19 protein-coding genes and 1 tRNA gene are annotated in these 18,353 nt (G+C 72.3%); 11 read left to right on the top strand and 9 right to left on the bottom strand.

Going from position 1 to position 18,353, the window contains the following annotated elements; all coding sequences use genetic code 11:
- Positions 1 to 6 precede the first annotated feature (6 nt).
- Genes HEK131_RS09345 through HEK131_RS09355 form a run of 3 tightly spaced genes read right to left on the bottom strand, consistent with a single transcriptional unit; the run spans position 7 to position 2,754 of the window.
- On the bottom strand, positions 7 to 771 hold the full coding sequence (locus HEK131_RS09345; protein WP_161151163.1) for an SDR family oxidoreductase: 765 nt from the start codon (positions 769 to 771) through the stop codon (positions 7 to 9).
- A 13-nt stretch (positions 772 to 784) separates the two neighbouring features.
- Complete coding sequence (locus tag HEK131_RS09350) at positions 785 to 2,182, bottom strand: GntP family permease (RefSeq protein ID WP_217462879.1); 1,398 nt, start codon at positions 2,180 to 2,182, stop codon at positions 785 to 787.
- A 53-nt stretch (positions 2,183 to 2,235) separates the two neighbouring features.
- A complete protein-coding gene (locus tag HEK131_RS09355) occupies positions 2,236 to 2,754 on the bottom strand; it encodes a gluconokinase (protein ID WP_161151165.1) in 519 nt (172 codons plus the stop codon).
- Between the two features lie 141 nt (positions 2,755 to 2,895).
- Between HEK131_RS09355 and HEK131_RS09360 the strand changes: the two genes are divergently transcribed.
- Positions 2,896 to 3,597, top strand: a complete 702-nt coding sequence (locus tag HEK131_RS09360) for a FadR/GntR family transcriptional regulator (RefSeq protein WP_217462881.1) — start codon at positions 2,896 to 2,898, stop codon at positions 3,595 to 3,597.
- Positions 3,598 to 3,606: 9 nt separating this feature from the next.
- On the opposite strand, the gene HEK131_RS09365 is transcribed toward HEK131_RS09360, so the two are convergent.
- Positions 3,607 to 4,005 carry a YchJ family protein gene (locus HEK131_RS09365; protein ID WP_244334359.1) on the bottom strand — a complete coding sequence of 133 codons (399 nt, stop codon included), beginning with the start codon at positions 4,003 to 4,005 and terminating at the stop codon, positions 3,607 to 3,609.
- Between the two features lie 73 nt (positions 4,006 to 4,078).
- A tRNA-Leu gene (locus tag HEK131_RS09370) sits at positions 4,079 to 4,166 on the bottom strand.
- A gap of 188 nt (positions 4,167 to 4,354) precedes the next feature.
- Here HEK131_RS09370 and HEK131_RS09375 point away from each other — a divergent pair.
- The 3 genes from HEK131_RS09375 to HEK131_RS09385 all read left to right on the top strand — a co-directional run bounded on the left by HEK131_RS09375 (position 4,355) and on the right by HEK131_RS09385 (position 7,127).
- The gene (locus tag HEK131_RS09375) at positions 4,355 to 5,680 is read left to right on the top strand and encodes a M20/M25/M40 family metallo-hydrolase (RefSeq protein ID WP_244334360.1); all 1,326 of its coding nucleotides are present in this window, start codon (positions 4,355 to 4,357) and stop codon (positions 5,678 to 5,680) included.
- A gap of 147 nt (positions 5,681 to 5,827) precedes the next feature.
- Complete coding sequence (gene chpH, locus HEK131_RS09380) at positions 5,828 to 6,061, top strand: chaplin ChpH (protein ID WP_161151169.1); 234 nt, start codon at positions 5,828 to 5,830, stop codon at positions 6,059 to 6,061.
- A 121-nt stretch (positions 6,062 to 6,182) separates the two neighbouring features.
- Complete coding sequence (locus HEK131_RS09385; protein ID WP_244334361.1) at positions 6,183 to 7,127, top strand: chaplin family protein; 945 nt, start codon at positions 6,183 to 6,185, stop codon at positions 7,125 to 7,127.
- Between the two features lie 85 nt (positions 7,128 to 7,212).
- Here HEK131_RS09385 and HEK131_RS09390 read toward each other — a convergent pair whose 3' ends face one another.
- The gene (locus HEK131_RS09390; protein WP_046732800.1) at positions 7,213 to 7,401 is read right to left on the bottom strand and encodes a DUF5703 family protein; all 189 of its coding nucleotides are present in this window, start codon (positions 7,399 to 7,401) and stop codon (positions 7,213 to 7,215) included.
- A gap of 47 nt (positions 7,402 to 7,448) precedes the next feature.
- On the opposite strand from HEK131_RS09390, the gene HEK131_RS09395 reads away from it, so the two are divergent.
- Positions 7,449 to 8,129 carry a hypothetical protein gene (locus HEK131_RS09395; RefSeq protein ID WP_217462885.1) on the top strand — a complete coding sequence of 227 codons (681 nt, stop codon included), beginning with the start codon at positions 7,449 to 7,451 and terminating at the stop codon, positions 8,127 to 8,129.
- A 145-nt stretch (positions 8,130 to 8,274) separates the two neighbouring features.
- On the opposite strand, the gene HEK131_RS09400 is transcribed toward HEK131_RS09395, so the two are convergent.
- On the bottom strand, positions 8,275 to 10,488 hold the full coding sequence (locus tag HEK131_RS09400; protein ID WP_244334362.1) for a helix-hairpin-helix domain-containing protein: 2,214 nt from the start codon (positions 10,486 to 10,488) through the stop codon (positions 8,275 to 8,277).
- On the bottom strand, positions 10,485 to 11,468 hold the full coding sequence (locus HEK131_RS09405; protein WP_244334363.1) for an aldo/keto reductase: 984 nt from the start codon (positions 11,466 to 11,468) through the stop codon (positions 10,485 to 10,487). Before HEK131_RS09405 ends, HEK131_RS09400 begins: the two co-directional genes overlap by 4 nt.
- Positions 11,469 to 11,625: 157 nt before the next feature.
- On the opposite strand from HEK131_RS09405, the gene HEK131_RS09410 reads away from it, so the two are divergent.
- Together HEK131_RS09410 and HEK131_RS09415 are read left to right on the top strand one after the other, a co-directional pair.
- The gene (locus tag HEK131_RS09410; protein ID WP_217460789.1) at positions 11,626 to 12,681 is read left to right on the top strand and encodes an LLM class F420-dependent oxidoreductase; all 1,056 of its coding nucleotides are present in this window, start codon (positions 11,626 to 11,628) and stop codon (positions 12,679 to 12,681) included.
- A gap of 204 nt (positions 12,682 to 12,885) precedes the next feature.
- A complete protein-coding gene (locus HEK131_RS09415; RefSeq protein ID WP_244334364.1) occupies positions 12,886 to 13,674 on the top strand; it encodes a ferritin-like domain-containing protein in 789 nt (262 codons plus the stop codon).
- Positions 13,675 to 13,686: 12 nt separating this feature from the next.
- On the opposite strand, the gene corA is transcribed toward HEK131_RS09415, so the two are convergent.
- Positions 13,687 to 14,685, bottom strand: coding sequence for a magnesium/cobalt transporter CorA (corA, locus tag HEK131_RS09420; protein WP_244334365.1), 999 nt, complete (start codon positions 14,683 to 14,685; stop codon positions 13,687 to 13,689).
- A gap of 99 nt (positions 14,686 to 14,784) precedes the next feature.
- Here corA and HEK131_RS09425 point away from each other — a divergent pair, with 99 nt between their 5' ends.
- The 4 genes from HEK131_RS09425 (at position 14,785) to mshC (ending at position 18,319) form a co-directional block, all read left to right on the top strand.
- Positions 14,785 to 15,471: a histidine phosphatase family protein gene (locus HEK131_RS09425; protein ID WP_244334366.1), complete on the top strand. Its 687-nt coding sequence runs from the start codon at positions 14,785 to 14,787 to the stop codon at positions 15,469 to 15,471.
- Positions 15,472 to 15,576: 105 nt separating this feature from the next.
- A complete protein-coding gene (locus tag HEK131_RS09430) occupies positions 15,577 to 16,167 on the top strand; it encodes a DUF3090 domain-containing protein (protein ID WP_217460793.1) in 591 nt (196 codons plus the stop codon).
- Positions 16,131 to 16,976, top strand: a complete 846-nt coding sequence (locus HEK131_RS09435; protein WP_217460794.1) for an SCO1664 family protein — start codon at positions 16,131 to 16,133, stop codon at positions 16,974 to 16,976. The genes HEK131_RS09430 and HEK131_RS09435 overlap by 37 nt, the downstream gene beginning before the upstream one ends.
- Before the next feature lie 113 nt (positions 16,977 to 17,089).
- Positions 17,090 to 18,319 (top strand): cysteine--1-D-myo-inosityl 2-amino-2-deoxy-alpha-D-glucopyranoside ligase, encoded by a 1,230-nt coding sequence (mshC, locus tag HEK131_RS09440; RefSeq protein ID WP_244334367.1) that lies wholly within the window; start codon positions 17,090 to 17,092, stop codon positions 18,317 to 18,319.
- Positions 18,320 to 18,353: the final 34 nt, after the last annotated feature.

The raw sequence follows: 18,353 nt of genomic DNA on the forward strand, positions 1-18,353 counted from the left end.
CGCGCCTCAGAGCACGCTGGTCATGCCGCCGTCGACGTACAGCACCTGACCGCTGACGAAGTCCGCGGCGGGCGAGACCAGGAACAGCAGCCCGCCGACCAGGTCCTCGGTACGCCCCCAGCGCCCGGCCGGGGTCCGCCCCCGCACCCACGCGCTGAACTCGGCGTCCTCGACCAGCGGCCGGGTCAGCTCGGTCTCGATGTAACCGGGCCCCAGCCCGTTGACCTGCACACCCCGCGGACCCCAGTCCGCGCACATGCCCTTGGTGAGCATCTTCAGCGCACCCTTGGTCGCCGCGTACGGCGCGATGCCGGGGCGGACCACCTCGCTCTGCAGCGAGCACACGTTCACGATCTTGCCGTGCCCGCGCTCGGTCATCCGCCGGGCCGCCTCGCGGCCGGTGAGGAACGCGCTGGTCAGATTGGTGTCGAGGATGCGGTGCCAGTCGGAGTCGGTGAACTCCAGCAGCGGCGCCCGCAATTGCATCCCCGCGTTGTTCACCAGAATGTCGAGCGGGCCCACCCGCTCCTCGACCTCGGCGATCCCGGCGGCCACCGAGGGGCCGTCGGTCACGTCGAACACCGCCGTGTGCACCAGGTCGCCCGGCAGTTCCGCCGCCGCCCGCGCGAGGCGGTCACCGTCACGTCCGTTGAGGACCACGGTGCAGCCCGCCTCGGCGAGACCACGGGCCAGGGCGAGACCGATGCCCCGGCTGGAACCGGTGACCAGGGCCGTACGGCCGCTGATGTCGAAGAGAGGGTGAGCCGTCATCGCCGTAGCGCTCCTAGATCACCAGTGACAGCAGGAGGACCAGGCCACCGGCGACCACCGAGATGATGGTCTCCATCACCGACCAGGTCTTCACCGTCTGGCCGACGCTCAGCCCGAAGTACTCCTTCACCAGCCAGAAGCCGGCGTCGTTGACATGGCTGAAGAAGAGCGAACCGGCACCGATGGCCAGCACCAGCAGGGCCGTGTGCGTGGTCGACATGTCGGCCGCGAGCGGCGCGACCAGACCGGCCGCCGAGACCGTCGCCACCGTCGCCGAACCGGTCGCCAGCCGGATCGCCACCGCGATCAGCCAGGCCAGCAGCAGCGCCGGGATCGACCAGTCCTTGGAGATCTCCAGGATCATCTGGCCCACACCGCAGTCGATCAGCGTCTGCTTGAAGCCACCGCCCGCGCCGACGATCAGCAGGATGCCGGCGATCGGCATCAGGCCCTTCTCGACGGTCTGCTGGAGCCGGCCCTTGGTGAAACCGGCGGGGCGGCCCAGCGTGACGAAGCCGACGAGCACCGCGGCGAGCAGCGCGACCAGCGGGGAGCCGATCACGTCGAAGACCCGCTGGGTCATGTCGGCCGGGTCGTCGATGACGATGTCCACCAGGGCCTTCGCCAGCATCAGCACCACCGGCAGCAGCACCGTGGCCAGCGTGGCACCGAAGCCCGGACGGCGCTCCAGGTTCTCCGAGGCGCGCTCCGGGATCATCCGCTCAGGCGCCTGGACGTCCACCCAGCGGGCGGCGACCTTCGAGAACAGCGGACCGGCGATGATCACCGTCGGGATGGCGACCACGATGCCGAGCGCCAGCGTCACACCCAGGTTGGCCTTGACCGCGTCGATGGCGACCAGCGGGCCGGGGTGCGGCGGGATCAGACCGTGCATCACGGACAGACCGGCCAGCGCCGGGATGCCGATGCGCATCAGGGAGTAGTTGCCGCGCCGCGCCACCATGAGCACGACCGGGATCAGCAGCACGATGCCGACCTCGAAGAACAGCGGCAGACCGATCACGGACGCGATGAGCACCATGGCCCACGGCATCGCACGGCCGCCCGCCTTGGCGAGGATCGTGTCGACGATCTGGTCCGCACCGCCGGAGTCGGCGAGCAGCTTGCCGAGGATCGCGCCCAGCGCGATCAGCACACCGACACCGGCGACCGTGCTGCCCAGGCCGGTCGTGAAACTCACGATCGCCTTGTCGAGCGGAGCACCGGCCACCGCACCCAGCACCAGCGAACCGATGGTCAGGGCCAGGAAGGCGTGGAGCTTGAACTTGGTGATGAGAAAAACGATGACGGCGATGCCCGCCAGGACGGCTATGCCCAGTTGGGCGTGGCCGGCCGAGGTGATCGGCTGGACGGTGTCCGCTGCCAGCATCTCGACGCTGAGTCTGGTCACGGGATTCCCTTGCAGATACGGGGATTCGGGGAAAAGAGGGGTGAAGAGAGGTACTACGCGGAGGCGGCGGCGAACGCGGCGAGGGCCTCGGCCGCGCGCTCGGTGATCTCCTCCGGCGAACCGCTGACGTCGACGGCGACTCCCGCCTCGTCGGCCTCCAGCGGCTGCAGCGTGGCGAACTGGGAATCCAGCAGCGCGGTCGGCATGAAGTGCCCCTGACGCTGGGACATGCGGCCCTCGATGAGCTCGCGGTCACCGGTCAGGTGCACGAACACGGCTCCAGGAGCCTCGGCCCGCAGCCGGTCGCGGTACGACCGCTTCAGCGCCGAGCTGCTCACCACCCCGCCGAGGCCCGCCCGGCTGTGCGCCCAGCGCCCGATGGCGTCGAGCCACGGCCACCGGTCGGCGTCCTCCAGAGGGGTCCCGGCCGACATCTTGTCGATGTTGGCCTGGGGGTGGAAGTCGTCGCCCTCGGCGTACGGGACGCCCAGCCGGGCGGCGAGCAAAGGACCGATCGTGGTCTTGCCCGTCCCGGCGACGCCCATCACGACGACGACCTGGGGGGTGCGCATGACTGCCTCGCTGTCTTCTTCGACATCGACGCCGAACTCCGGCGTCGCCACACTGAAACCTATTAGGTACGACAAATTCAAGTGGGTGTGACATATAAGTCTGACTTTTTGAGTCTGTGATCCAGGCCGTACGCTGAGTGCATGAGCACACCGGGCCGGGGGCTGCACGGCCGCGTACTGGACACCCTCGGCCCCGCGATCACGGCGGGGGACTATCCGCCGGGCAGCGTGCTGCGCACCGACGAGCTGGCCCAGCACTTCGAGGTCTCCCGCTCGGTCATGCGCGAGGCGGTGCGCGTGCTGGAGTCCATGCACCTGGTCGCCTCCCGCCGCCGCGTCGGCGTCACCGTGCGCCCCAAGCACGAGTGGAACGTCTACGACCCGCAGGTCATCCGCTGGCGCCTCGCGGGCGCCGACCGCCCCCACCAACTGCGCTCGCTGACCGTGCTGCGCTCCGCGATCGAACCCATCGCGGCGGGCCTCACCGCACGCAACGCCACCGCCGAACAGTGCGCCGAACTCACCGAGTGCGCCCTCGGCATGGTCGCCAACTCACGCGGCCACAAGCTGGACCAGTACCTGATCCACGACATCGCCTTCCACCGGATCATCCTCACGGCCTCCGGCAACGAGATGTTCGCCCGCCTCGGGGACGTCGTCGCCGAGGTCCTCGCGGGCCGCACCCATCACGACGTGATGTTCGCCGACCCCGACCCGCCCGCCGTCACCCTGCACGTCCGTGTGGCCGAGGCCGTGCGCGCCGGCGACAGCGTCCGCGCCGAGGAACTGACCAGGGAGATCACCGTGGGCGCGCTCCAGGAGCTGGACATCCTGGTGCCGTAGCGGCCGCGCTCAGTCCAGGAACTCGCCGTCGACGTACACCCAGGCCCCGTCCACCCGCTCGAACCGGCTCCGCTCGTGCAGCGAACCGCCCCGGTACGAGGCCCGGAACGTCACGGTCCCCGTGGAGTGGAAGGCGGAGCCGTCACCGGTGTCCAGGATCTCCAGCCCCGTCCACCGCATGCCCGGATCGAGCTCCAACTCGGCGGGCCGGGTCCGCGGATGCCAGGTCCGCACCAGGTACTCCACGTCTCCCATGACGAAGGCGCTGTACCGCGACCGCATGAGCGCCTCGGCGCTCGGCGCGGCACTCGCCCCCGAATGGAACCGCCCGCAGCAGTCGGCGTAGGAACCCGGCAGCCCGCAGGGGCAGGAGACGGGGCGGGCGGTACGGGAGGTGCGTCGGGCCATGCGGGCCATTGTGCCGGACCGCGCCCGGAGCGTGGGAAAGCAGAAGGACCCCTGATCCACAGGGGTCCTTCAGTGGTGTCCGAGGGGGGACTTGAACCCCCACGCCCGATAAAGGGCACTAGCACCTCAAGCTAGCGCGTCTGCCATTCCGCCACCCGGACAAGGTGTCTGTCGTGCGGGGTGTTCCCCGCGGCGACGAAGGAAACATTACCAGGCTTTCGAGGGTGTCCGATCACCCCCCTTGCCAGGCTCCCGCCGTGTGAACGCCCTGTGGCGGGGTGGACGCGAACGGGCCGGGCAGGGGGAGGATGGGGGTGACCCACCAGCAGTGACAGCGGGAGGAAGCAGCGTGAGCGAGACGGACACGGCCAAGGGCGTCACCGGTGAGGACGAGGTCGTGGACCTCTGCCGCGACCTGATCCGGTTCGACACCAGCAACTACGGCGACCACTCCGGTCCCGGCGAGCGCGCCGCCGCCGAGTACGTCGCCGGGAAGCTCGCCGAGGTCGGCCTCGAGCCGAAGATCTTCGAGTCGCATCCGGGGCGCGCCTCCACCGTCGCCCGCATCGCGGGCGAGGACCCGTCCCGGCCGGCCCTGCTGATCCACGGCCACCTGGACGTCGTACCGGCCAACGCCGACGACTGGACCCACGACCCCTTCTCCGGCGAGATCGCCGACGGGTGCGTGTGGGGACGCGGGGCCGTCGACATGAAGGACATGGACGCGATGACCCTCGCGGTCGTCCGTGACCGGCTGCGCAGCGGGCGCAAGCCCCCGCGGGACATCGTCGTCGCCTTCCTCGCCGACGAGGAGGCGGGCGGCACCTACGGCGCCCGCTACCTGGTCGACAACCACCCCGAGCTGTTCGAGGGCGTCACCGAGGCCATCAGCGAGGTCGGCGGGTTCTCCTTCACGGTGAACGAGCAGCGGCGCCTCTACCTGATCCAGACGGCCGAGAAGGGCATGCACTGGATGAAGCTGACCGTGGCCGGCACCGCCGGGCACGGCTCGATGATCCACCGCGACAACGCCATCACCGAGCTGTCCGAGGCGGTCGCCCGCGTCGGCCGCCACAAGTTCCCGGTGCGGGTCACCAAGACCACCCGCGCCTTCCTGGACGAACTCGGCGACGCGCTCGGCACCGAACTGGACCCCGAGGACATGGAGTCCACCCTCGCCCGGCTCGGCGGCATCGCCAAGCTCATCGGCGCCACCCTCAGCAACACCGCCAACCCCACCCAGTTGAACGCCGGTTACAAGGTCAACGTCATCCCCGGCGAGGCCACCGCCCACATCGACGGCCGCTTCCTGCCCGGTCACGAGGAGGAGTTCCTCACCGACCTCGACCGGCTGCTGGGTCCCCACGTGCGCCGCTCGGACGTCCATGCGGACAAGGCCGTCGAGACCAGCTTCGACGGGGCCCTGGTGGAGGCCATGCAGTCCGCGCTGCTGGCCGAGGACCCGATCGCCCGTGCGGTGCCGTACATGCTCTCCGGCGGCACGGACGCCAAGTCGTTCGACGACCTCGGCATCCGGGGCTTCGGCTTCGCGCCGCTCAAGCTCCCGCCGGAGCTGGACTTCGCCGGGATGTTCCACGGCGTGGACGAGCGGGTTCCGGTGGACGGGCTCCAGTTCGGCGTGCGGGTGCTCGACCGGTTCATCGACGCCTCCTGAGGCCACCGGTCACGGGTAATCAGGCAGGCGTACGAGATCGACTGAGAAGAGTGAATGCGCCGATAAGCTCGTAGCCCGATTACTTCCCCCTCGTTACAGGTGATGCGACCCCGCACCTTGGGGCCGCGTTTCCAACTAGGAGGAATAATGATCAAGAAGGTCGTCGCCGCCGCGGTTGCCACCGGTGGACTGGTTCTCGCGGGTGCTGGCATGGCCGCCGCCGACGCGGGTGCCAACGGTGCCGCCGTGGGTTCCCCCGGTGTCCTGTCCGGCAACGTGGTCCAGGTGCCGGTGCACGTCCCGGTGAACGTCTGCGGCAACACGATCAACGTGATCGGGCTCCTGAACCCCGCCTTCGGCAACACCTGCGTCAACGACTGACGTCGGCTGTTCGAGGGGCGTCTTCAGCGAACCGTCGGCCCCGGAGCGCGCATCACGCGCTCCGGGGCCGACCGGTTTCGCACCCAGTCGAAGCAGGGAAATCCCAGGGGGGATTCAGAACATGCGACAGGGCACCCGTAAGGGCCTGATGACCATGGCGGCCGCGACCGGAGTGATCGCCGCCGCCGGTGGATACGCACACGCCGACTCGGGCGCGGCCGGCTCCGCCACCCGCTCGCCCGGCGTACTGTCCGGCAACACCGTGCAGGTCCCGGTCCACGTACCGGTGAACGCCTGCGGCAACACCGTCGACGTCGTCGGACTGCTCAACCCGGCCGTGGGCAACGCCTGCGGCAACGGGGCGCGTGGCGGTCCGGGGGGCGCGCACGCCGGCGGCCGCACCAGTGACTCGCCGGGCATCGGCTCCGGCAACACCGTCCAGGTGCCGATCGACGTCCCGGTCAACCTCTGCGGCAACAGCGTCGACGTGATCGGCGTGGGGAACCCGGCGCTGGGCAACCGGTGCGGGAACGGTGGCCCGGGCCGAGGCCAGGAGAATCCGCCCGGACATCCGGGCAACCCCGGCCAGCCGGAACAGCCGGGTAACCCCGGTACGCCGGGACACCCCGGCCACCACGGGGGCTCGTGCCCTCCCGGCCACCATGACCATCACCCCGGTCATCCGGGGAATCCCGGTACGCCTGGGAATCCCGGTCATCCGGGGAATCCCGGTACGCCTGGGAACCCTGGTCATCCGGGGAATCCCGGCACGCCTGGGAATCCCGGCACTCCGGGCAACCCCGGTCAGCCGGGCAACCCCGGCACCCCGACCCGGCCCCACACCCCGGACACCCCCAGCACTCCCGCGACCCCGACCACCCCCTCCACCGGCGGTGGCCACACCCCGCAGGGGGCCTCGCAGGTCGGCCACCAGGGCGGACACGTCTCCGGCGGCCAGCTCGCCCACACCGGTGGTGACCTGCCGCTCGGCCTCGGGCTGTCGGCCGGTGCGGGCGCGGCGCTCGCGGGCGCGGTCCTGTACCGCAAGGCCCGCAAGGCGGCCTGATCCGAGGAGTGACCCGAAAGACGGAGCGGCCCCCTGCCGTATGACGGCGGGGCCCGCTCCGATCAGTCTTTCCGCTCGCGCGCCCTCACCACGTGGCACGCACCTGGCGGATGATCCGCCGGCGCAACCGCACCCTGCGGCTGCCATCGCGCATCAGGCTCAGTCGGTCCAACTCCCAGTGTCCGTACTCGGCATGGTCCGTGAGTAGGCGCGTAGCCTCCTTGCGGGACACCCCGCGAGGGACGTACACGTCGACAAATTCGTATTCCGGCATCGCATCTATTGTGCGGGCTGGTGCCCGGTACGGATAGCGTCTGCACTATGTCTGATGCTGCGCAGCCCACCGCTGCCGAGGTACGCGCCGCCGCCGAGGCGGTCAAGACCGCGCTCGACCGTCACCTGGCGGCCGTCGAACGCAGGACGGGTGACGACGACCCGGCCGTCCACGAGGCGTTCAATCAGCTTGCGGCGGCCGGCGAGGTGTACGACGAGCTGCTCTACGACCGCTACGACGAGGTCACCCCCTTCGAGATCCCCGGTGCCGACGACTCGCTGCCGCCGTACGCGGGCCCGGAGGAGCCCCACGCCGTCAGCGTCCTGATCCGCCGTGACTACACGGTGGCCGAACCCCAGCGGCTGCTGGCCCAGGCCCAGCGGGTGGAGGCGGCGGAGTTCGAGGAGCCCCTCACGGACGACGACACCGCGAGCACGGTCCCCGGCGCGCTCGGCATCCTGTTCGGCGAGTTCGAGCCCGACGAGATCGCATCCCGGCACCGCGAGTTCGGCCTCGCCGAGGGCGACTCCACGCTCTGGGTCACGGCGGCGGAGGAGGCGGCCGAGCCCGGCGAATGGCTGGAGGCCCCCTTCGAGGAGGCCGACCCACAGCACGTGATCTGCCGCTTCGACGTCAGTGCCGTCTTCGACCGGGACGACAGCGACGACACCGACGAGCCGCACGGACCGGCCGACGACGACCTGGATCCGCACGACCGCGACCGGTGAACCCACGACGCTGAACGACCAGCGGTGAACGACCAGCGGTGAACGACCAGCGGTGAACGGCCAGAGATGAACGGCCAGAGATGAACGACCAGCGGTGCCGTACCGGAACGCTCCGGTACGGCACCGCCGTGTTCGCGCCGCCCGCTCAGCCGGCCGGGGGAAGCTGCACCCGCAGCAGTGTCCGCAGCCGGGTCGTACGCGGCTTGGCCACGCTCTCGGCGACCGCCTTCGGCAGCGCCTGCTCCACTCCGTGCACCACGGACAGATGACGCTCCGCCCGGCCGAACGCGGTGTACACCCACGGCCGGGTCAGCACCCCCGCCGCGTCACCGGGCAGCACCACCACGGCGGCGGGCCAGCGGCCGCCCACCGCCTGGTGCGCGGTGAGCGCCCAGCCGTGCCGCACCCGGCTCTCCACCAGTTCCCTGGGCACGACCACCGGCGCGCCCGCGCACTCCAGGTGCAGCCCCGCCTCGTCCGCCCGCACCACCCGGCCCGGCACCGTACGGCCCGGCGCGGGGGAGTGCACGATCCGGTCGCCCGGGTCGAAGCCGCCGAAGCGGCCGGGGCCGGGGTTCAGCCGCTCCTTCAGGACCGTGTTGAGCGCGCGGGTGCCCGCGGCGCCCCCGTGCCCCGGAGTGATCACCACCGTCTCCTCGGGCCGGACCCCGAACGCGCGCGGCACCGAGTCCGCCACCAACTGCACCGTGCGGTGCACCGCTTCGCCCGCGTCCCGCACCGGGACGATCACGATCTCCTTGCCGGGCGCCTCGACCTGGCCCAGCTCACCCACGCCGATGCCCGAGACCAGCTCACCGAGCGGGCCGGGGTCGGGGACGCGGGAGGCGACCTGGGGACAGGCGGGGACGGCGAGCAGGTCGGCGAAGACCCGGCCGGGTCCGGTCGACCACAGCAGCGCCGGGTCACCGCTGAGCAGCAGCCGCGCACCGTCCGGCAGCGACTCGGCCAGCATCGCGGCGCCCTCGACGTCCAACTGGGGCGCGTCCAGCACGATCAGCAGATCGAGGTCCAGCGCGCCCTCCGCGTCCCGGCCGGGGCCCGAGGCGCCGGACAGCAGGCCCGCGACGGTGCCCACGGCACCCGTGCCGGGCTCCTCGCCGAGCTGAGCGGCGAAGCGGCGGGCGCCGTCGGGGGTGTGGCAGACCGCGAACGCGCGCAGGCCCGCCTCGCGGGCGGCGCCGAGCAGCGCGGCGGGCTCGGCACGGGCGGCCTCGCCGCCGGTGTGCAGCACCAGGCCGTGCCCGGCGACCTGGCGGGCCAGCTCGGCCGCACCGCCCGAGAGCGCGGCCACGGCCGCCTCCCAGGGCTCCTCCGTCTCCTTGGCGAGCGAGTTGACCAGCCGGGCCAGCGCGTCCGCGAGGCTCTCCTCGGCGAGCGCGTACCGCTCCAGACCGGCCAGGACGCGGACCGGGACCTCTTCCGCGGCCTCCTCGTCGTCATCCGCCGCCGCGCGGGCCGCCGGCTGGGCTCCGGGCTGCTCCAGGGCGTCCTGGAAGACCAGCGCGTCGCCCTCCGCCAGCGCGCTCTGCACGGCTGCGTCCGGGTCCGGTACGGCCCGCCGGCCGAGGGCCTCGGTGAGCGCCGGGAGATCCAGCGCGGTGTGCCCGGCCAGCGCGGCCTGCTCCAGCAGCCACACCGTCAGCGCGCGCCCGCGCCGCTCGTCGTCCGGACCGCACTGAGCGCCCAGCAGGGCCCGCGCGAAACCGTCGGCCTGCTCCGGGCGTACGCCCGCGATCCGCAGCAACTGCCAGGGGTCGGCGCGGAGCGCGTCCTCGGCGCCGTCACCCAGCGCCGCGGCCGCCTGGGCGGCCAGCGCCTCCGGGGCGCCGCCCTCGGCCAGCACCGCGCGCACGGCGCCCACGGCCTCGGCGCCGGGCGCGGGAGCCGCCCGCACGGGCTGCGGGCGCTGCACGGGCTCGGGCGCGGAGCGGCGCGGGGCCGGAGCGGGCTCGGTGAAGGCCGGGGCGACCGGCTTCTCCCCGCTCTCCACGGCCCGTACGGCGGCCAGCAGGTCGGCCGCCGTACCGCTCAGCTTGCTGCCGCTCTCGACCGGTCCCTCCCGCTCCGCCTTGCGCCGGGCGATCCGCTCCCGCTCCACGCGCTGGGCGGCCAGCTCGGCCGCGGCCTCGGACGGCGTGGCCGCGCCCTCGGCCGGAGCGTCCCCGCCCTCGGTTGACGGGTCCTGGCCCGGAGCACCGGGGTCGTCCTCGCCGCCCCCGTGGTCCGGCGCGCCGGCCTCCGCCGCGCCGCCGGAGGTGACTTCGTCCGACGCGGCACCCACGACCGCTTCCTCCTCCGTGCTGCCGGCAGGCGTCTGCGGGTCCGGCTCCGTGGTCACAGGGTGCTCCAGTCGTGATCGGGATAGCGGTGCACGGGCGCCGACACATCGTCCAGCGCCCGGCAGATCTCGTCAGGAAGCGTAAGCGCCTCCACCGACAACGCCGCCGCGAGCTGCCGTGCGTCGCGCGCGCCGACGACCGGGGCCGTCACACCCGGCCGGTCCCGGACCCAGGCGAGGGCCACCTGGAGCGGGGTCACCGCGAGCCCGTCGGCGGCCGTGGTCACCGCGTCCACGATCCGGCTCGCGGTGTCGTCCAGATACGGCTCGACGAACGGCGCCATGTGCTCGGAGGCGCCGCGCGAGTCGGACGGCACACCGCCGCGGTACTTCCCCGTCAGCACCCCCCGGCCCAGCGGGGAGGAGGGCAGCAGGCCGACCCCGAGGTCCAGCGCGGCGGGCAGCACCTCGCGCTCGACGCCCCGCTGGAGCAGGGAGTACTCGAGCTGCGTCCCGGCCAGCCGGGTCCGGGTGCCAGGTGCGGCGAGCTGCCAGGTGGCCGCCTTGGCGAGCTGCCAGCCGCAGAAGTTCGACACCCCCACGTACCGGGCGCGCCCGGTGCTCACGGCCAGGTCCAGCGCCTGGAGCGTCTCCTCCAGCGGGGTGTCGGGGTCGTGGCAGTGGATGTGCCACAGGTCGACATGGTCGGTGCCCAGACGCTCCAGGGAGGCGTCCAGGGCGGCGAGCAGATGCCCCCGGGAGCCGTCGGCCGGGCGCTCGGGGTCCGGCACGCTGCCGGCCTTGGTGGAGATCACCAGGTCCTCGCGCGGCACCAGACCGTCCGTCAGTCGTCCGAGCAGGTACTCGGCGGCCCCGTCGCCGTACACGTCCGCGGTGTCCACCAGGGTGCCGCCCGCCTCCCAGAACGTCTTCAGCATGCCCGCGGCGTCGTGCTCCTCGGTGTCCCGGCCCCAGGTGAGGGTGCCGAGCCCGATCCGGGACACGCGCAGGCCGGTACGGCCGAGATGCCTCTGCTCCATGTGCGCGAGATTACTGGCCAGAGCTGGTGCCGTGGGTTGCCTGTGGACAACGGGACCCGGCCACTGCCCACGGAACACCCGAGGCGGGGTGGGCCGCGCGGGAAAGGGTCGCTAAGGTCGGCCGCAGATACGTTACTTGCGAGTAAGGGGATCGGTCATGCAGCTCGGGATCAACCTCGGCTACTGGGGCGCCGGGATGGACGGGGACAACCTCGCCGTGGCGCAGGAGGCCGACCGGCTCGGCTACGGCGTCTGCTGGGCGGCCGAGGCGTACGGCTCCGACGCGGCCACCGTGCTCAGTTGGGTCGCGGCCCAGACGGAGCGGATCGACGTGGGCTCGGCGATCTTCCAGATCCCGGCTCGCCAGCCCGCCATGACCGCGATGACCGCGGCCACCCTCGACTCCCTCTCCGGCGGCCGCTTCCGCCTCGGCCTCGGCGTCTCAGGGCCGCAGGTCTCCGAGGGCTGGTACGGCGTCAAGTTCGACAAGCCGCTCGCCCGCACCCGCGAGTACGTCGAGATCGTCCGCAAGGCGATGTCCCGCGACCGCCTGTCGTACGAGGGCGAGCACTGGACGCTGCCGCTGCCCGGCGGCCCCGGCAAGCCGCTGAAGCTGACCGTGCACCCGCAGCGCGAGCACATCCCGCTCTACATCGCCGCCATCGGCCCGAAGAACCTGGAGCAGACCGGCGAGATCGCCGACGGCGCCCTGCTGATCTTCCCGTCCGCCGAGCACCTGGAGGACACCGCGGTCACGCATCTGCGGGCCGGCCGGGAGAAGGCGGGCAAGACCCTCGACGGCTTCGACATCTGCCCCACCGTGCCGCTCGCGCTCGGCGAGGACGCCGACGTGGCCCGGCTCGCCGACACCTTCCGCCCCTACACCGCGCTCTACGTGGGCGGTATGGGCAGCCGCAAGCAGAACTTCTACAACCGGCTCGCCCAGCGCATGGGATACGAGAAGGAGGCCGCCGAGATCCAGGACAAGTACCTCGCCGGCGACAAGGAGGGCGCCGCGGCCGCCATCCCGCACGACCTCATCGACAAGACCACCCTGCTCGGCTCCGTCGACCGCATCGCCGACCGCATGAAGGCGTACGCGGCGGCCGGCGTCACCACCCTCACGCTCGCCCCGGCGGGCTTCACCCTGGAGGAGCGGATCGCCGCCCTGCGCGGCGGCGCCGAGGCCCTGGAGCGCGCCGGCCTCGCCTGACGGGGGCCGGGGGAGTCTGCGGCCGTGGTGGGGGCTCGGGGGGTCTTCCCCGCCACGGCCGTCACGGGGAACAACGCGCCGGGACGGAGGGGGTTACGCCCCGCCCGTCCTTCTTTCGGCCCAGCGCGGACGTGCTCCTGTTGCGCGCCCCCTTGACCCGCATTTGACTACTTCTCTGCGGAATCGTGCAGAGAGGGGCCCGCGATGCTTTCGGCCAAGAGCCTGTTCCAGGAGATCCTCGACGACGACGCGTCCTTCCGGCTCTTCTGCTCCATCGCCGCCGGCGGCGAGTCCCAGGGCGGCTGGGAGAACCGCAGGATCGCCGCCCTGGTCCCCGAGAGCGCGCGCGGGCTCGCGCCCAGGATCGCCCGGCACGGCGCCGACGAGGACAAGCACGGACGCATCTTCGAGGCACTGCTGCGCAAGCGCGGCCTGAAGCCCGTCGAGGTCCCGCCGGACACCGACTACACGATGCTCCTCGAACGGCGCGGAATCGGCCTGGCCCACGACAGGCTCAAGGCCGACCGGCCGCTGACCGAGAGCGACATCGTCACCTACCTCGCGCACAGCCGCGTCACCGAGCAGCGGGCCTCCGAGCAGATGCGGATGCTCGTCCGGCACTTCGGCGACCATCCCGACGTCGGCCGCGCGGTGCGCATGATCTCCCACGACGAGGACAACCACCTCGCCTACTGCCACGAGGAACTGCTACGCCTCGCCCGCGCGGGCCACGGCCGCGCCATCCAGCGCGTCCTGCGCGAGAGCGCGCTGGCCGAGATCCGGATCTACCGGGACGTCAGCCTCGCCGTCATGGCCCACATGGGCCGCGTCCTTCGCTGGTCCCGCGCCAGGAGCGCGCTCCTGGCAGCCGGCATCCACGCCCTGTACGCGTGGGAGCGGGCCGCCGGCTGGCGCCGCATGGTCACCCTGGAGATGCCCGAGCGACGCGACGCGCTCGGCGGCCCCGCCCCCAGGGCCACGGAGTTCGCGTGAACCGAGGGGTGGCTACAGCCAGCCGCGCCGCTTGAAGTTGCGGTACAGCAGGATCTCCAGCGCCAGCATCACCGCGACCACCGTCGGATAGCCCCAGACCCAGCGCAGCTCCGGCATGTGCTCGAAGTTCATGCCGTAGATCCCCGCGATCAGCGTCGGGATCGCGGCCATCGCCGCCCAGGACGAGATCTTGCGCATGTCGTCGTTCTGGCGCACGCCCATCTGCGCCAGATGCGCGGAGAGGATGTCGGACACCAGCCGGTCCAGGCCCTCCACCGACTCGTTGACGCGGGTCAGATGGTCGTTGACGTCCCGGAAGAAGGGCCGCGCCGCCGCGTCCACGAACGGCACCTCGGCCGTGGAGGGACCCGTCCCCGAGAGCCGGGTCAGCGGCACCGTCAGCGGCACCGTCGCCCGGCGGAACTCCAGCACCTGCCGCTTGAACAGGTAGATCCGCGAAGCGGTGCCCCGCGAACCGGCGTCGGACGGGGAGAACACCTCCGCCTCCAGCTCGTCCAGGTCCGTGCCCAGCTCGGTCGCCACCTCCAGGTACTCGTCGACCGTGGCGTCCGCGACCGCGTACAGCACCGAGGTGGGGCCGTGCCGCAGCTTGTCCGGGTCGGCCTCCAGCCGCCGCCGTACCTCCGGCAGCGGTGACGCCTCGCCGTGCCGCACCGTCACCACGAACGAGTCACCGAGGAAGAGCATGACCTCACCCGTGGACACCTCGTCGCGCGAGGACTCGTAGAACACCGGCTTCAGCACCACGAACAGCGAGTCGTCGTACACCTCCAGCTTCGGGCGCTGGTGGGCCTTGAGGGCGTCCTCGACGGCCAGCGGGTGCAGGCCGAACACCTTGCGGACCTCCTCGAACTCCGCCGGCGCCGGATCGTGCAGCGCGATCCACACGAAGGCGTCGGCCGCCGCACGCGCCTCCCGCAGGGCTTTCGCGGGGTCGTCGGACGACTCGGTCCGATGTCCGTCACGGTAGATGGCGCAGTCGAAGATCACGGAGTGCATTCTCCCGCCGTCCCGCCCCGCACGCACTCGGGGTCCCATGATTGAGCGCCCCGGATCACCACCCGGCGGCGCCGGTCTACGCTGGGCCGCATGCCCACCCTGATCCTCGTTAGGCACGGCCGTTCCACCGCCAACACCGCGGGGCTCCTCGCCGGCTGGACACCCGGCGTCGCCCTCGACGAACGCGGCGCCCAGCAGGCCGCCGCGCTGCCGGGCCGCCTCGACGGCCTGCCCCTCGCCGAGATCGTCGTCAGCCCCCTCCAGCGCTGCCAGGAGACCATGCGGCCGCTGCTGGACGCCCGCCCCGGCCTGCGCCCCCACACCGACGACCGGATCGGGGAGTGCCACTACGGCGACTGGTCGGGCCGCAAGCTCGCCGAGCTCAAGGACGAACCGCTGATGGAGGTCGTCCAGACCCACCCGTCCGCCGCCGCCTTCCCCGGCGGCGAGTCCATGCGCGAGATGCAGACCCGCGCCGTCGAGGCCGTACGTGACTGGAACGCGCGCGTGGAGAGCGAGCACGGCGCCGACGCCGTCTACCTCATGTGCTCCCACGGCGACATCATCAAGTCGATCGTCGCCGACGCCCTCGGACTCCACCTCGACCTGTTCCAGCGCGTCTCGGTCGAGCCCTGCTCCGTCACCGCCATCCGCTACACCCGGCTGCGGCCCTATCTCGTCCGCCTCGGCGAGACCGGCGACCTCGCCTCCCTCGCCCCCCGCGAGACTCCCCCCGACGACGACGCACCGGTCGGGGGTGGTGCGGGCGCACCGTGATCGCCGCCCGCAGTAGGGTGAGGCGGTCGGCCGCGCGGGGTGCCCGCACACCCGTACCGACCGCTTGAACCGCTCGAACGATCCCGACCCCAATGGAGACAGGACGTGTCCCGTCAGGTGTTCCTCTACGACCCGCCGGACCGCTTCGTGGCCGGCACGGTCGGACTGCCCGGACGCCGTACGTTCTTCCTCCAGGCCACCGCGGGTCCGCGGGTGACCAGCGTGGCCTTGGAGAAGGCCCAGGTCGCCGCGCTCGCCGAACGCATGGACGAACTCCTCGACGAGGTGGTGCGCCGCAGCGGCGGCAACGCCGCGGTCCCCGCGGTCGCCCCCGTCGAGATCGCCGACACCGGCCCGCTGGACAGCCCCGTCGACGAGGAGTTCCGCGTCGGCACCATGGCCCTGGCCTGGGACGGCGAGGAACAGCGCATGGTCGTCGAGGCCCAGGCCCTGGTGGAGCTGGACGCCGAGACCGCCGAGGACCTCGCCGAGGCCGAGGAACGCCTCCTGCAGGACGAGGAGAACGGGCCCCCGATGCTGCGGGTCCGGCTGACCGGCGCGCAGGCCAGGGCCTTCGCCAAGCGCGCCCTCGACGTCGTCAACGCCGGGCGGCCGCCGTGCCCGCTGTGCAGCCTCCCGCTCGACCCGGAAGGACACGTATGTCCGCGCCAGAACGGATACCGCCGGGGAGCGTGAGCGCCGCGGAGACGGGAACCGACGCGGACGCCGCCGCACTGCTCGCCCACGGCGAGCTGACCGTACGCGGCCGCATCCGGGACGCCTCCAACGCCGCCCTGTTCTGCACCGTCGCCCTCGACGGCCGCGAGGCCACCTGCGTGTACAAGCCCGTCGCCGGCGAACGCCCGCTGTGGGACTTCCCCGACGGCACCCTGGCCGGCCGCGAGGTCGCCGCCTACGAGGTGTCCGAGGCCACCGGCTGGAGCCTGATCCCGCCGACCGTGCTGCGCGAGGGGCCCTTCGGCGAGGGCATGTGCCAGTTGTGGATCGAGGTGAGCACCGAGGCCGAACTCCTCGCGCTCGCCGAGGGCGAGGAAGCCGGACCCGGCTGGAAGGCCATCGGCCTCGCCGAGGTCGGCGAGGGCCGCACCGCGCTGCTCGTGCACGCCGACGACGAACGGCTGCGCCGCCTCGCCGTCCTCGACGCCGTGATCAACAACGCCGACCGCAAGGGCGGCCACCTCCTGCCCACCGTCGCCGGACGGCTCTACGGCATCGACCACGGCGTCTCCTTCAACGCCGAGAACAAGCTGCGCACCCTGCTGTGGGGCTGGGCGGGCGAACCCCTCACCGAGGACGCCGTCGCGGTCCTGGGCCGACTGCGCGAGGCCCTCGCCGAAGGCGGCGCCCTGGCCGCGAAGCTGACCCCGCTGCTCACCCCGGCCGAGATCGACGCCACCCGCGCACGGGTCGACGACCTCCTGGCCACCGGCCGCCACCCCGAGCCCACCGGCGACTGGCCCGCCATCCCCTGGCCCCCGGTCTGAGGCCGGCGAGCACGGGAAGGCCGCCGGGCGCAAGGGTGCCCATCCGGCCATCCGGCCGCCTTGGGCGTGATCCGGTTCGTAGCCCCAGCTCATGGCCGGTTACGCTCATGTACATGCATGCCTGGCCCGCTTCCGAGGTCCCCGCCCTGCCTGGTCAGGGCCGCGACCTGAGGATTCACGACACCGCGACCGACGGTCCGGTCACCCTCGACCCCGGTCCCGTCGCCCGGATCTACGTCTGCGGCATCACGCCGTACGACGCGACCCACATGGGTCACGCGGCGACCTACAACGCGTTCGACCTCGTCCAGCGCGTGTGGCTCGACACCAAGCGGCAGGTCCATTACGTCCAGAACGTCACCGACGTCGACGACCCGCTGCTGGAGCGCGCGACGCGCGACGGCGTCGACTGGGTCGCCCTCGCCGAGCAGGAGACCACCCTGTTCCGCGAGGACATGACCGCCCTCAGGATGCTGCCGCCCCAGCACTACATAGGCGCCGTCGAGGCCATACCCGGCATCGTCCCGCTGGTGGAACGGCTGCGGGACCTCGGCGCGGCCTACGACCTGGACGGTGACATCTACTTCTCCGTCGACTCCGACCCGCACTTCGGCCAGGTCTCCAACCTGGACGCGGCCGCCATGCGGCTGCTGTCGGCCGAGCGCGGCGGCGACCCGGACCGCCCCGGCAAGAAGAACCCGCTCGACCCGATGCTCTGGCTCGCGGCCCGCGAGGGCGAGCCGAGCTGGGACGGCGGCACGCTCGGCCGGGGCCGCCCCGGCTGGCACATCGAGTGCGTGGCCATCGCGCTGGACCACCTCGGCATGGGCTTCGACGTCCAGGGCGGCGGCTCCGACCTCGCCTTCCCGCACCACGAGATGGGCGCCTCCCACGCCCAGGTGCTCACCGGCGAGTTCCCCATGGCCAAGGCGTACGTCCACGCCGGCATGGTCGGCCTGGACGGCGAGAAGATGTCCAAGTCCAAGGGCAACCTCGTCTTCGTCTCCACGCTGCGCCGCGACGGCGTCGACCCGGCGGCCATCCGGCTCGCCCTGCACTCCCACCACTACCGCGCGGACTGGGAGTGGACCGACCAGGTGCTCCAGGACGCCGTGGACCGCCTCGGCCGCTGGCGCGCCGCCGTGTCCCGGCCGGACGGCCCGTCCGCCGACGCGCTGGTGGACGAGGTCCGCGAGGCCCTGGCGGACGACCTGGACGCGCCCGCCGCGCTCGAGGCCGTGGACCGCTGGGCCGCTCGCCAGGAGGCCGAGGGCGGCACCGACATCGGCGCCCCCGGCCTGGTCAGCCGCACCGTCGACGCGCTGCTCGGCGTGGCTCTCTGAGCTGACATGACGTGACCTGACATGACGAGTGGGG

It is taken from the genome of Streptomyces seoulensis, assembly GCF_022846655.1.
In the GTDB taxonomy this organism is placed as follows: Bacteria; Actinomycetota; Actinomycetes; order Streptomycetales; family Streptomycetaceae; genus Streptomyces.

Coding starts and splice junctions, on each gene's coding strand:
- HEK131_RS09345 (WP_161151163.1), bottom strand. CDS start 771: ATGACGGCTCACCCTCTCTTCGACATCAGCGGCCGTACGGCCCTGGTC.
- HEK131_RS09355 (WP_161151165.1), bottom strand. CDS start 2,754: ATGCGCACCCCCCAGGTCGTCGTCGTGATGGGCGTCGCCGGGACGGGC.
- HEK131_RS09360 (WP_217462881.1), top strand. CDS start 2,896: ATGAGCACACCGGGCCGGGGGCTGCACGGCCGCGTACTGGACACCCTC.
- HEK131_RS09365 (WP_244334359.1), bottom strand. CDS start 4,005: ATGGCCCGACGCACCTCCCGTACCGCCCGCCCCGTCTCCTGCCCCTGC.
- chpH (WP_161151169.1), top strand. CDS start 5,828: ATGATCAAGAAGGTCGTCGCCGCCGCGGTTGCCACCGGTGGACTGGTT.
- HEK131_RS09385 (WP_244334361.1), top strand. CDS start 6,183: ATGCGACAGGGCACCCGTAAGGGCCTGATGACCATGGCGGCCGCGACC.
- HEK131_RS09390 (WP_046732800.1), bottom strand. CDS start 7,401: ATGCCGGAATACGAATTTGTCGACGTGTACGTCCCTCGCGGGGTGTCC.
- HEK131_RS09395 (WP_217462885.1), top strand. CDS start 7,449: ATGTCTGATGCTGCGCAGCCCACCGCTGCCGAGGTACGCGCCGCCGCC.
- HEK131_RS09405 (WP_244334363.1), bottom strand. CDS start 11,468: ATGGAGCAGAGGCATCTCGGCCGTACCGGCCTGCGCGTGTCCCGGATC.
- HEK131_RS09410 (WP_217460789.1), top strand. CDS start 11,626: ATGCAGCTCGGGATCAACCTCGGCTACTGGGGCGCCGGGATGGACGGG.
- HEK131_RS09415 (WP_244334364.1), top strand. CDS start 12,886: ATGCTTTCGGCCAAGAGCCTGTTCCAGGAGATCCTCGACGACGACGCG.
- HEK131_RS09425 (WP_244334366.1), top strand. CDS start 14,785: ATGCCCACCCTGATCCTCGTTAGGCACGGCCGTTCCACCGCCAACACC.
- HEK131_RS09435 (WP_217460794.1), top strand. CDS start 16,131: ATGTCCGCGCCAGAACGGATACCGCCGGGGAGCGTGAGCGCCGCGGAG.
- mshC (WP_244334367.1), top strand. CDS start 17,090: ATGCATGCCTGGCCCGCTTCCGAGGTCCCCGCCCTGCCTGGTCAGGGC.